Origin of the sequence: Embleya sp. NBC_00888 (genome assembly GCF_045207655.1) — a bacterium.
Lineage (GTDB): Bacteria > Actinomycetota > Actinomycetes > Streptomycetales > Streptomycetaceae > Embleya.
Window position 1 is genome coordinate 1,170,054 of the sequence record NZ_CP108784.1, and the last position, 12,260, is coordinate 1,182,313.

14 protein-coding genes are annotated in these 12,260 nt (G+C 72.2%); 7 read left to right on the forward strand and 7 right to left on the reverse strand.

The annotated features are described in order from the left end of the window. Positions 1–112: 112 nt before the first annotated feature. Positions 113–1,261, reverse strand: coding sequence for an epoxide hydrolase family protein (locus OG948_RS04525; protein WP_406294024.1), 1,149 nt, complete (start codon positions 1,259–1,261; stop codon positions 113–115). 33 nt (positions 1,262–1,294) lie between these two features. Then, a complete protein-coding gene (locus tag OG948_RS04530; protein WP_395868357.1) occupies positions 1,295–1,585 on the reverse strand; it encodes a hypothetical protein in 291 nt (96 codons plus the stop codon). Positions 1,586–1,822: 237 nt separating this feature from the next. Here OG948_RS04530 and OG948_RS04535 point away from each other — a divergent pair, with 237 nt between their 5' ends. The 4 genes from OG948_RS04535 to OG948_RS04550 all read left to right on the forward strand — a co-directional run bounded on the left by OG948_RS04535 (position 1,823) and on the right by OG948_RS04550 (position 5,389). Beyond that, positions 1,823–2,485 carry a hypothetical protein gene (locus OG948_RS04535; protein WP_406294025.1) on the forward strand — a complete coding sequence of 221 codons (663 nt, stop codon included), beginning with the start codon at positions 1,823–1,825 and terminating at the stop codon, positions 2,483–2,485. Between the two features lie 67 nt (positions 2,486–2,552). Beyond that, positions 2,553–3,074: a pyridoxamine 5'-phosphate oxidase family protein gene (locus tag OG948_RS04540; RefSeq protein WP_406294026.1), complete on the forward strand. Its 522-nt coding sequence runs from the start codon at positions 2,553–2,555 to the stop codon at positions 3,072–3,074. Between the two features lie 74 nt (positions 3,075–3,148). After that, a complete protein-coding gene (locus tag OG948_RS04545; RefSeq protein ID WP_395868363.1) occupies positions 3,149–3,703 on the forward strand; it encodes a TetR/AcrR family transcriptional regulator in 555 nt (184 codons plus the stop codon). Between the two features lie 117 nt (positions 3,704–3,820). Continuing rightward, positions 3,821–5,389, forward strand: coding sequence for an MFS transporter (locus OG948_RS04550; protein WP_406294027.1), 1,569 nt, complete (start codon positions 3,821–3,823; stop codon positions 5,387–5,389). Between the two features lie 129 nt (positions 5,390–5,518). Here the strand turns inward: OG948_RS04550 and OG948_RS04555 are convergent, their stop codons facing one another. Beyond that, the gene (locus OG948_RS04555; protein WP_406294028.1) at positions 5,519–5,998 is read right to left on the reverse strand and encodes a GNAT family N-acetyltransferase; all 480 of its coding nucleotides are present in this window, start codon (positions 5,996–5,998) and stop codon (positions 5,519–5,521) included. Positions 5,999–6,194: 196 nt separating this feature from the next. On the opposite strand from OG948_RS04555, the gene OG948_RS04560 reads away from it, so the two are divergent. Continuing rightward, on the forward strand, positions 6,195–7,037 hold the full coding sequence (locus OG948_RS04560) for a metallophosphoesterase (RefSeq protein ID WP_406294029.1): 843 nt from the start codon (positions 6,195–6,197) through the stop codon (positions 7,035–7,037). Between the two features lie 119 nt (positions 7,038–7,156). Here the strand turns inward: OG948_RS04560 and OG948_RS04565 are convergent, their stop codons facing one another. Both OG948_RS04565 and OG948_RS04570 read right to left on the reverse strand, forming a co-directional pair. Beyond that, complete coding sequence (locus OG948_RS04565; protein ID WP_406294030.1) at positions 7,157–7,570, reverse strand: VOC family protein; 414 nt, start codon at positions 7,568–7,570, stop codon at positions 7,157–7,159. Between the two features lie 226 nt (positions 7,571–7,796). Then, the gene (locus OG948_RS04570) at positions 7,797–8,654 is read right to left on the reverse strand and encodes a helix-turn-helix domain-containing protein (RefSeq protein WP_406294031.1); all 858 of its coding nucleotides are present in this window, start codon (positions 8,652–8,654) and stop codon (positions 7,797–7,799) included. Between the two features lie 52 nt (positions 8,655–8,706). Between OG948_RS04570 and OG948_RS04575 the strand changes: the two genes are divergently transcribed. Continuing rightward, the gene (locus OG948_RS04575) at positions 8,707–9,159 is read left to right on the forward strand and encodes an RpiB/LacA/LacB family sugar-phosphate isomerase (protein WP_406294032.1); all 453 of its coding nucleotides are present in this window, start codon (positions 8,707–8,709) and stop codon (positions 9,157–9,159) included. Here OG948_RS04575 and OG948_RS04580 read toward each other — a convergent pair. Together OG948_RS04580 and OG948_RS04585 are read right to left on the reverse strand one after the other, a co-directional pair. Next, positions 9,125–9,880 (reverse strand): HAD family hydrolase, encoded by a 756-nt coding sequence (locus OG948_RS04580; RefSeq protein WP_406294034.1) that lies wholly within the window; start codon positions 9,878–9,880, stop codon positions 9,125–9,127. The genes OG948_RS04575 and OG948_RS04580 overlap by 35 nt on opposite strands. A gap of 30 nt (positions 9,881–9,910) precedes the next feature. After that, on the reverse strand, positions 9,911–11,182 hold the full coding sequence (locus tag OG948_RS04585; protein WP_406300183.1) for an MFS transporter: 1,272 nt from the start codon (positions 11,180–11,182) through the stop codon (positions 9,911–9,913). Positions 11,183–11,467: 285 nt separating this feature from the next. Between OG948_RS04585 and OG948_RS04590 the strand changes: the two genes are divergently transcribed. Continuing rightward, complete coding sequence (locus OG948_RS04590) at positions 11,468–12,229, forward strand: AraC family transcriptional regulator (RefSeq protein WP_406294035.1); 762 nt, start codon at positions 11,468–11,470, stop codon at positions 12,227–12,229. The last annotated feature ends 31 nt before the right edge of the window (positions 12,230–12,260 follow it).

A 12,260-nucleotide genomic window follows, 5' to 3' on the forward strand; every position in this document is an offset into this window, starting at 1 on the left:
CTCGAGCGCTCGGCGCGTCCGAGGGGCCGTACGGGTTGCGAGCGCCCGCGGCGGCAATGCCGGCGTCCGCCCCTCCCGACCACCCGACCGGCCCCACCCCGCGCCCTCGGGCCTACTCGCGGACCAGGCGGAAGAAGCGGCGGACCTCCTCGACGAAGGTCTCCGGTTGTTCGAACGCGGCGAAGTGGCCGCCGCGGTCGAGTTCGTTCCAGTACCGCAGGTCGGTGAAGCGGTTCGCGGCCCAGCGGCGCGAGGAGCGGATGATCTCGTGCGGGAAGATCGAGCATCCGGTCGGGACGCCGACCTCGGACAGGTCGGGGCTGCGATAGCTCTCCCAGTACAGCCGGGCCGAGGACGCGGCGGTGTCGGTGAGCCAGTACAGCGTCACGTTGTCCAGCATGTGCTCGCGCGAGAGGGAGTTCTCCGGATGCCCGTCGCAGTCGGTCCACTCCTGGAACTTCTCCACGATCCAGGCCAGTTGGCCCACCGGGGAGTCGGCCAGGCCGTAGCCCAGGGTCTGCGGGCGGGTGGACTGGATCTTGCTGTACCCCGCTCCCCACTCGGAGTGCGAGCCCAGATCGGCGAGTGCCTGCCGCTCCTGGGGCGTCGGATCCTGCATCGCCTCGGAGTCCGGCATCGCCACCGGCATGTTCAGGTGGATGCCGAGCACGTGCTCCGGGTCCTGCCGGCCGATCGACGCGGTGACCATCGACCCCCAGTCGCCGCCCTGCGCGCCGTAGCGCCGATATCCCAGGTCGGCCATCAGCCGGGCCCAGGCGCGGGCGATCCGGTCGATCCCCCACCCGGTCTCGGCCGGCCGGTCGCTGAAGCCGTAGCCGGGCAGCGAGGGCAGCACCACGTGGAACGCGTCGGCCGTGTCGCCGCCGTGCGCCGTCGGGTCGGTCAACGGGTCGATCACGTCCAGGAATTCGATGATCGAACCGGGCCAGCCGTGGGTGAGGATCAGCGGCAGCGCGTCCGGGTGCGGCGAGGGCGCGTGCAGGAAGTGGATGCCCAGACCGTCGAGTTCGGCCTTGAAGTGCGCGTGGCCGTTCAGCCGGGCCTCGGTCTTGCGCCAGTCGTAGGTGGTGCGCCAGTGCTCGGCCAACTCCCTGGTGTAGGCGAGCGGTACGCCCTGCGACCAGTCGGCCACCGGCTCCGCCTCGGGCCAGCGGGTACGCGCCAGGCGCTCCCGCAGGTCCGTCAGGTCGGCCTCGGGTATCTCGATCCGGAACGGCGTGATGTGCGGCGGGGTGGGCATCGACCGGCAACTCCATCCGAGGCGGGGATCAGGTCACGGAGACGACTGCGGGCCACGTCCGTCGTCGACGATCGGTGCGACCGGGTCGGGACTCCGGTCGTGCGTCTCCAGGTTGGTACTCAACCCGATCACCAGTGCACCGCACCAGAGTGCCGCGATCACGGAGAGCACGACTTTGGTCATCGGCGTCCATCGGGTGACCATCCACATCAGCAGCGCGCCGATCGGTGGCAGTACCACGAGCAGGAGCAGGACCGACCGCTGCTTGGCGAACCACGGGCGTTCGTTCTCGACGTGCCGGCGATGGCGGCTGGTAAGAATCACTGGATCCGGCTCCCTGGGAACACCCCGCGGACCACCCACGGGTGGGTCGCCTCACGTCTGCCCGGCGAAGCCGGACTCAGTCCTTGCGCCCGCGGCCTCGGGCGGGCCGACGGGCGTGCTCCGTATGGGTGAAGTCCGCGGGTGAAGCGCCCGATCGGCTTTCGCCGGGACCACCGAACCGGACAGGTTGTTGCTCTCGTCCGCACCGGATGGCCCCTGATCACCGGAAGGCCCCTGATGAACCGTCACCTCCGCAACGGGGTAGGCGTCACCGCCGCGTTCCTGACCGCCTGTTCGCTCGCCGCCGGCGCACCCGTGTCCGCGCACGAGCCCGGGCCCGGGGGCGGGCCGACCACATTGCTCACGCCCGGCGCGGGGCCGCGGGGTCCGCTTCCGGAGCCCAAGGCCGCGACCAACGCCGAGTTGCCGCCCTGGCCGGTTCCCCAGGACAGCGCGCGGCGCGGGGCCGACGCGGGTCTGAAACTGGACAAGATGGAAGGCGCGAAGCAGCACTTCCACGTGCATCTGGACATCTTCGTCGGCCTCGACCGGGTCCTGGTGCCGCCGGACCTGGGCATCGACAAGAGGACCGGTCTGCTCGCGGATCTGCACACCCACGACGACAGCGGCGTGCTGCACGTGGAGAGCCACGACCCGAACGCCCGGTTCGTACTGGGCCAGTTGTTCGCCATGTGGAACGTGCGTTTCGACGAGAACCACCTGGGCGCGCTCACCCCCGACGCCACGCACACCTTCCGCACCTACCTGAACGGCGAGTTGGTCGGCGGCGATCCGGCCCGGATCGAGCTGCGTCCGCACGACCAGATCTCGGTGATGTACCAGGACGACAAGGTCCGGATCAAGCCGCCGGCCTCGTACGACTTCCCGACGGGCCTTTAGGGTCGCGCGCGTTCACGACAGTATGGGTGGCGTGCCGGGACGTCGGAACGAAACAGGGGTTGCCGCCATGACCGATCTGGAAACCGCGGCCCCGGCCTTCATCGCCATGGCGCACTCGATCGTGTGGGCCTCGATAGCCACGGTGGACAGCGCCGGCCGGCCACGGACCCGGATCCTGCACCCGTACTGGGTCTGGGAGCACGGCACGCTCACCGGCTGGGTGGCCACCGCGCCCACCGCGACCAAGCGCGCGCACATCGCCCGCAACCCGTTCGTGTCCTGCAACTACTGGTCGCCCTCGCACGACACGTGCGCCGCCGAGTGCCGCGCGGACCTGCTCTTCGAGCCGGAGGTGCGCGAGCGGGTGTGGAACCTGTTCCGGGACACCCCCGAACCGCTGGGCTACGACCCGGCCGCCATCGGGGTGCCCGGGTGGGAGCGGCCCTCGTCGCCGGGCTTCGCGGTGATGCGGCTGTCGCCGTGGCGGCTGCGGGTGTTTCCGGGTACGGCGCTCAAGGGCGGGCCCGGCGAACCGGTGCTGACCTGGCAGGAACCGCGCCCGGAGCTGACGCCACAGGGCTGCAACTGACGCCACGGGGTGCCGGCTGAATCCACGCTGTAATCCATGAGACAAAGTTGTCTCACCTGAGCTAGCATCTATCCATGCCCACCGACAACGAGCACGTGCTGCGCGCCGCCGTCACCCTGCTGCTGCGGCGGCCCGCCTCGTCCATGGACGAGATCGCCCGGGCCGCCGGGATCAGCCGGGCCACGCTGCACCGGATGTTCCCCGGCCGCCCGGCACTGATCGCCGCGCTCGGCGCGGAGGCCTCGGCCCAGATCGGTCGCGCCATCGACGCGGCCGACCTGACCAGCGGCGACGACGTCCCGGCCGTACTGCGCGGCCTGGTGGACCGACTCATGCCCTGCGCCGAATACCTGGCCTTCCTCTACGGCGAGAGCTCGCTGGTCGGCGACCCGGACCTGGAGCAGGCCTGGAGCGTGATGGACGAGCAGGTCGCCGCCGCGGTCCGGCGCGGCCAGGAGAACGGTTCGATGCGGGTGGACCTCACCGCGCAGTGGGTCTCCGAGGCCCTGTTCTCCTTCGTCGCCGCCGCCGGCTGGGCGGTCCACGAGGGCCGACTCGCCGGCCGCGACGCCTCCCGCTCGGTGGCCGAACTCCTGCTCGGCGGCGCGGCCCGCCGCCCCCAGTGCTGATTCGGCGCCACCGCGGACCGGCCGCCGCGCCGAGGCCGCACCGCCGATCCGCCCCACTACCGCGACTCCCCGGCTGATCCGTACAGCCGACCCATCTCGTTTTTTGGAATCCTGATCATGTCGACTGGCACCTCTTCCCCGACTTCGATACATACCGGCACCGGCGGCTCCGACAAGGGCGCGCCGGGCCGCTGGATCGCTCTGGGCGTACTGACCCTGTCCGTGCTGCTCGTGGCGATCGACGCCACGGTGCTCGGCCTGGCGATCCCCTTCCTCAGCGAGGACCTCGAACCGACCGGCACCCAGTTGTTGTGGATCGGCGACGTCTACTCGTTCGTCATCGCCGGCCTGCTGGTCACCGCCGGTACGCTCGGCGACCGCATCGGTCGCAAGAAGCTGCTGCTGTGGGGCTCGGCCGCGTTCGGCGCGCTGTCCGTGGTGGCCGCCTACGCGCCCAGCGCCGAGGCCCTGATCGCGGCCCGCGTCGCGATGGGTGTCGCGGGCGCGTCGCTGATGCCGTCCACGCTCGCCCTGGTCCGCAACATCTTCCCGGACGCGCGCGAACGCAGTTTCGCGATCGGCGTCTGGGGCGCGATGTCGATGGCGGGCGCCGCGTTCGGCCCGGTGGTCGGCGGCTTCCTGCTCGAACACTTCTGGTGGGGCTCGGTCTTCCTGATCAATCTGCCGGTGATGGCGGTGCTGATCGTGGTCGGCATCAAGATGTTGCCGGAGTCGCGCAACCCGAATCCGGGTCCGTGGGACATGCTCAGCGCGGCGTTGTCCCTGGTCGGCATGATCGCCGCGGTGTACGCGGTCAAGGAGGCCGCCACCCACGGTCTGCTGCGCTGGGACGTGTGGGCCGCGCTGGTCGTCGGCGTGGGCGCGCTGGCCTGGTTCGGCCGCCGGCAGTTGTCCCTGCCGGTGCCGCTGCTGGACATGCGGCTGTTCCGCAACCGGGCCTTCTCCGGCTCGGTACTCGCCGACCTGCTCACCGTGCTCGGCATGTCCGGGTTGATCTTCTTCCTCTCCCAGTACCTCCAACTGGTCCAGGGCCGCAGCCCGTTGCAGGCCGGTCTGGCCGAACTGCCGGCCACGGTGGGCGCGATCGTGTCGGGTCTGCTCGCCGGCCTGGCCGCACGCCGGCTCACCCCGCGTGTGGTGGTGACCAGCGGTCTGACCGCGATCGGCCTCGCGCTCGGCGCGCTGACCGTGCTGACCGAGGACACGCCGTATCTCTACCTGGGCGGTGTGCTGCTCCTGGTCGGTGTCGGCGCGGGCTTCTCCTTCACGGTCACCGCCGACCTGATCCTGGGCAGCGCGCCGAAGGAGAACGCGGGCGCCGCCTCGGCGGTCTCGGAGACCGCGTACGAACTGGGCGCGGCGCTGGGCATCGCGCTGCTGGGTTCGGTGGTCACCGGGGTGTACCGGGGCCACGTGACGATTCCGGACGGCGTGTCCTCGGACGCGGCCGGCAGCGCGCGCGAATCGCTCGCGGGCGCGGCGGAGGCGGCCGGGACGGTACACGGACAGGTCGCGTCCGATCTCACCCACTCGGCGAACGACGCGTTTCTGGAAGGACTGCGGATCGCGGCCGGCGCGGGCTCGGCGGTACTGCTCGCGGCGGCCGTCGCGGCCTGGTTCATGCTGCGCGGCGCGCGCACGGCCGGGTCGGACGTCGGGCACTGACGCTCGGGGCCGGACGGCGGGACGGATCCCGCCGCCCGGCCCCGGGGCTTCCCACCGTGGGCGGGGCGCTGGTCCCGTGGCGCAGAGCGCGTGGTGCAGAGCGCAGAACGCGGGGCCCGCGCGGGTGCTTCAGAGTGTCTTCGCGAAGCACATGCTGTTGTCGTAGTCCTTGTAGAACCCGAACCCCGGTATCGGCTCGTAGCCGCTCGAGCGGTACAGCGCGATCGCCTCCTGCTGCTTGTCGCCGGTCTCCAGCACCAGGCGCACGCGGCCGGCGGCACGGGCGGTCTCCTCCAGGTGCGCGAGCATCGCCCGGGACAGGCCGCGCCCGCGCGCGTGCCGCACCACGTACATGCGCTTGAGTTCGGCGTCGCCCTCGCGCAGGTTCGGGTCGTCGTCGCCGGCCGCGCCGCGGGCTCGCCAACCGCCGCTGGCCACCGGGACGTCGTTCTCGTAGGCCACGCAGAACAGGCCCTCCGGCGGCCGGAAGTCGGCCGGGTCGACCGCGGTCTCGTCGGGCTCGCCGTAGCGCTCCACGTACTCCTGCTGCACATCGGCGACCAGCTTGCGCACGTCGGGGTGGTCGTACCCCAGAGTCTTGATCTCCACGGGAAAACGCTAGCCCGTGTGTTCGACGCGATGGGCGGCAGGTCGGCCGCGGCTCGGCGGAGGCTCGGCCGACCGGGCGCAGGCTCGGCAGCCGCAGCTCGGTCCGGGAAATGCTTGACCTTGTCGCCTATCGGCGGTGGACTGTGCTCCACCCGGTGACACGTGTCGCCTTGCCCTGCCCGCAGGAGGATTTGCCGTGCGCATCCCACGCCACACCCTGGTCCAGTTCAGCGACGTGCATCTGGTCCCCGAGGGTGAACTCCTGCTCGACCGGCTGGACACCGCCGAGCAACTGCGTCAGGCGCTCGCGGCGGTCGAGGCGGCGGACCTGGAGCCCGCCGCGCTGCTGTTCACCGGCGACCTCGCGGACACCGGCGACCTGCGGGCCTATCGCCGACTGCGGGCGCTGCTGGCCGTGGCCGGGCCGCGGATCGGCGCCCCCGCGCTGTACGGGATGGGCAACCACGACGACCGCGCGGCGTTTCGCGAGGGGCTGCTCGACGTCCCCGCGTCCACCGAGCCGCACGACTTCGTGCACATGGCCGGCGAGGTGCGGGTGATCATGCTGGACAGCACCACGCCGGGCAGCCACTCCGGCGACCTGACGGATGATCAATTGCAGTGGCTTCGTGCCGAGTTGGCCACGCCGGCGGCCGGTGGCACGGTGCTCGGCCTGCATCATCCGCCGATCCCCACGCCGCTCGCGTTCCTGGAGCGGCTCTCACTGCGCGAGCCGACCCGGCTCGGCGCGGTCCTCGCCGGGACCGACGTGCGGATCGTGCTGACCGGCCACAACCACCACGCGACCTGCGGCGTACTGGCCGGGGTGCCGGTGTGGGCGGCCCCGGCCGTCGCCTACCGCGCCGACGTGTTCCCGCCGGCGGGCACCTATCAGGGCGTGGCGGGCGTCGGCTACACCCGGGTCGACCTGTACGAGGACTGCGCGACGGCGACCTTCGTCCCGGTCGGCCCGATCGAGCCGGTGTACGCCTACGAGCGGGCCAAGGTGGACCGCTACCTCGCGGCGCACGAGGGCTGAGCGCGGCCCGGCCGGCGGCGGGCGAGGACGCGCGCCACCGGCCGGTCGGGCAGGTCGGGCAGGTCGGGCAGGTCGGGCAGGTCGGGCGAACGATTCCGGCGGGCAGCCCGGCGCGGCCGTCAGACCTGCGGGCGATAGGTGCCGAAGCTCCAGAGGTTCCCCTCCGGGTCGCGCACGGTGTAGCCGCGGCCGCCGTAGTCCTCGTCCTTCGGCTCGCGCACCACGGTCGCGCCCGCCGCCACCGCCCGCGCGCAGTGCGCGTCCACGTCGCCGTCGCCGTCGACAATGCCGTACACGGCCGAGCCGCCGACCGGCCAACGCAGTTGATCGCCGCAGCCCTCCGGCAGGTTGGTGCCGAGCATGATCATGCCGTTGCCGAAGGTCAGCTCCGCGTGCGCGACGGTGTCGTCGTCGCCCGGGACCACGAGCACCGCCTTCATGCCGAACGCGTCGCCCAGGAACGCGATCGCCGCCGTCGCGTCGTTGTAGCGCAGCGTCGGTACCAGGTCGGAGATCAGGGTCTTGTCGCTCATGGTGCACTCCTTGAACCGGATATGGGACCGGTCGTCGACCCGATTGTCGAAACCGGGCGTCGAAACCGGGGATGGGAACCGGACGTCGTCGAAACCGGGATGGGAACCGGACGTCGCCGAGTGGTCGATTCCAGCTTCCGGCGAGTGACCCCTCGCGGTCTTGGACAAACGGGAACGCCGGCACCGCGGCCGAAGAACGTGCACCGGTTCGCCGCGCCGGGACGACTCAGCTCGCGAAGCCGCCCCCGGGCAGGCGGGAACCCAGATAGGCACCGGGGGTGCAGCCGGCGAACGCCTTGAAGTCGCGATTGAAGTGCGCCTGGTCGTAGTAGCCCGCGTCCGCCGCGATCTCCGCCCAGGACCGGAGCGGGTCGTCGAGCAGCTCGACGGCGTGCCGAAAGCGCAGCAGCCGGGCCACCGTCTTGGGCGGCAGGCCGAGCGTCTCGCGAAACCGCGCGCCGAGGTGGCGTCGGCTCCAGCCGGTCTCGCGGGCGAGCGCGGCGACCTCGATCCGGCCCGCGCTCGCCACGAGCAGATCCCAGCAGCGGGCCACCTCGGGCAGCGGATCCGGACCCATTTCACGGCGGCGGACCAGGACCCGGTCCAGGAACGCGAACCGCGCGGACCAGTCCGGCGCGTCCTGGAGCCGGTCCACCAGCGCGCCCGCGTCCCACCCGGGCAGGTCCTCCAAGTGCACGACCCGGTCGGCGATCTCCACCAGCGGCAGACCCAGCAGCGTGTACGCGCCGAGCGGGGTGAGGTCGAGTTGAATGCCGGCCTGCCGGCCGTCGTGCTCGACAATCGCCGGGCCGCCGTGCAGGCCGGCCACGAACGAACTGGTGCTGCCCGGTCCGTACCGGGCGTCGCGTGGGGACCACACTCGGATCGCGGAGAAGCCGATGATCACGGTGATCGACCCGGTCGCCACCTCCCGGCGGCGCAACGGCGCGAGCGTGCGTTCGTCGTACCCGAGGTAGGAGTGGATCAGCGGCGCGAGCGCGGGATGCGGGGGCGCGGACACGGTCTCCATCGACCCGAGCGCGGAGGTGTGTCGGGTCACGTGCAGAGTGTCCGTGGGGACCATGCTTTCCAGTCTCACACCCGCCACCGACAGAGCACCGACCAAGGAGTGTCCGATGCGCATCGCGATCTCGGCCGATCAGATCAAGGGTTGTGGCGTCTACCTCGCCGACGAACTGCGCAAGCGCGGTCACGAGGTGCTGCCGTTCGGCGCCTTCGACCCGGCGCACGAGCCGGAGTTCGACGACGACTGGGCACCGGTGAGCGAAGCCGCCGCACGCGAGGTGACGTTGGGGCGCGCGGATCAGGCGATCGTGTGCTGCTGGACCGGTACGGGCGCCTCGATCGCGGCGAACAAGGTGGACGGGGTCCGGGCCGCGCTGTGCACGGACGCGGCCACGGCGGCGGGCGCACGGCGCTGGAACCACGCCAACGTGCTCGCGCTGAGCCTGCGGCTGACCTCCGGGCCGGTACTGATCGAGATCCTGGACGCCTGGTTCGACACCGCCCCGAGCCAGGAGATCGCCGACGTGCTCAACGTCGAGCGGGTGGCGGAGATCCGGGGCTGAACCAGGCCGGGCCGAGCGGGCAGGGCACGGTGCGGTCGAGGTAGTCGGGCAGGTCGGCGAAGTGGTCGATCACCCCGATCGCCTCGGCCAGTCCGGCCGGACGCCCGGCCGGGGCGATCAGCACTGCCTGCATGCCGTACATGTGCGGCGCGGTGGCGTCCTTGGCCGGGGTGTTCCCGACGTACATGATCTGCTCGCGCGGAACCCCGCAGGCCCGCTCGACCTCGGCGTAGAACCGAGGATGCGGCTTGCGCAGGCCGATCGCGCAGGACAGCACGATCGCGTCGAAGCACGCCTCGATGCCCGCCTCGGCCAGGGTCCGTCGGCGCACCGGCTCGGGGCGCTGGGTGTCGCAGGCGAGTACGCACACCAGGTCGCGGCGTTCCCGGATGCGCAGCAGTGCGTCGGCGGCCCGGCGGATCACCCGCGAGTCGGGGATCCGCTCGAAGACGAGTTCGGCGACCGCCTCGGGGTCCGGGACGCGGGCCCCGCACAGCGCCGAGGCGTGCCGGATCTCGTCGGCGAAGGGCGTGTGCGTGTCCCGGACCCGGTCTCCCTCGCGGGTGATGCGATGCACGTGGTCGTAGGCGGCGACGAAGGTGTCCGGGACGTCGGTGTCCGGCATCCGGCGGAGCACGTCGAGCACGGTGCGGCCGTCCGGATTGGGTCCGCGGACCGCCAGGGTGTCGCCGAAGTCGAGGGCCAGCGCACGTAGGTTCATGTTCACGCGGGTCCCCGATTCGGGACCGGATCAGTCCTGCGCGCGGGCTCCGCGCGGGGTCGTCGGGTCGAGCATGGGCCGGTCGTCGGGCCCGGCGGTCCGGCCGGTGGGTGCGGGTCGATCGGTGGGTGCGGGTCGGGTATCTGGCGCGGGTCGGGTATCTGGCGCGGATCGAGTGTCGGGCCCGACCCGGTCGTCGGGTTCGGTGAGGGTGCGGCCGAGGAACCAGGCGAGGGCGCACAGGGCGATCAGCGGCGTGAGGGCGACGCGCAGGGTCGTCGCCTCGGCGAGGGCGCCGATGGCGGGGGTGGCCACGCCGCCGATGCTCACGGCCAGGCCCAGGGTGACGCCACTCGCGGTACCGACCCGGTTCGGCAGGTAGTCCTGGCCGAGGGTGACGTGCAGCGAGAACGGGATGTACAGCGCCGTCGCGGCGGCCGCGGCGAAGACGTACAGGCCCGGACCGGGCGCCAGCACGATGCCGGCCGTGGCCGGGACGGAGGCGGCGTACGCGCGACGCAGAGTGCGGGTGCGACCCCAGCGCGCGGCCAGGCGACCACCGAGCACGGTGCCGATCGCGCCGCCGGCGAAGAGGGTGAACAGTGCGACGGAGCCGGCCGTGGAGCCGCCCGCGGTGTGCTGCTCGGCGTACAGCGCGATGAACGTGCTCAGCCCGACGAAGACGATCGAGCGGCACACGATCACGGCGGACAGCCGGGCGAACCTCGACCAGTCGTCCGCGCGGAGCGGACCGCCCGCAGCTCGGGCAGTGGCCGCGTGCCGAGCGAGGCGACGGATCACCGACGCGGTCACCAGGACTCCGGCGACCGCCGGCAGCAGCAGCCATGGGGTCGCGTCGAGGCCGCCGGCGGACAGGATCGGCGAGGCGACGACGGGGGCGAGCGCGAAACCGATGTTGCCGCCGAGCGAGTACCAGCCCATCGCGACGTGGCTGCCTCGGCAGGCCACCCGGGCCAGGCGCGCCGACTCCGGATGGTAGGCGGCGACGCCCATGCCGGACAATGCGATGGCGAGCCAGGTGAGCACGTACGAGTCGGCCGGACCGGACAGCGCGATGCCCAGGCCCGCGCCGGTCGTACTGACCGGGATCAGCCACGGCATGGTCCAGCGGTCGGTGAGCGCGCCGAACAGCGGCTGCACGATCGAGGACAGCAGGGTCGCGGCCAGCACGATGCCGGACGCGGCGACGTAGCCGTAGTGCCGCTCGGCCACCAGGAACGGGACCAGGCAGGGCACCGCACCCTGGTAGAAGTCCACGGTGGCGTGGCCGATGGCCATCATCGGGATGGCGCGGCGCTCGGGAGGTCCGGCGGAAGGGGCGGGTCGCTCGGCGACGAGCGGTCGGCCGGGCGAATCGGGATGCCGGGTGGGCTGCGGGTGGTCGGTGGCCGGCGCGTGATCCGTGCGCAGCGGATGGTCCGTGCGCAGCGGCTGGTCCGTGCGCGGCGGCTGGTCCGTGCGCGGCGGGTGGTCCGTGGGCAGCGGGTGGTCGGTGGGCGCGGGATCGGTCACTCGTCGATGATCCGGGCCACCAGGTTCGGCGGGCTTCCGATAATCTGCCAGGTGATGCCGATCTCCAGCCAACCCGACGTCGAGCCGGCGAGCGGGCTGACCACGAGCACCCGCCACCTGCCGGCGGGCGGTGGTGTGACCGCACACCGACACGACGTGCACCAGATCGTCTACGCCGGGCGCGGCGTGCTGACGGTGACCACCGACGCCGGCAGTTGGGTCGCGCCCGCCACCCGCGCGCTGTGGATCCCGGCCGGCACCATGCACCGGCACCGCGCACACGGCCGCACCGTGCTGCACACCGTGGGCATCCCGGCCGACACCAACCCACTGAAGCTGGACGGCCCCGCCGTACTCGCGGTCGGCCCCCTGCTGCGCGAGCTGATCATCGCGTACAGCCGGCCCGAACTCCCGGACACCGCCGAAGGCGCCCGGATCCTGGCGGTGCTCCTCGACCAGCTCCGACACAGCCCGCAACAGGCGCTGCATCTGCCCACCGGCCGGGATCCGCGCCTGGTCGCGGTGTGCGAACTGCTCCTCGCCGACCCCGCCGACCAACGCACACTCGCCGCCCTGGGCGCCGACGTCGGGGCGGGAGAGCGCACGCTGACCCGGCTGTTCGCGGCCGAGCTGGGCATGACGTTCCCGCAGTGGCGCACCCAGTCGCGCCTGCACCACGCGCTGCGCCTGCTCGCCGAGGAGGTACCGGTGACCACCGTCGCACACCGCTGCGGATGGTCCTCGGCAAGCGCGTTCATCGACGTCTTCCGACGCGCGTTCGGCCACACCCCGGGCGCGCACCGCACGGTCGGCTGAGCCTGTGTCCGTCGCCGCGCCGCCGGCGGAA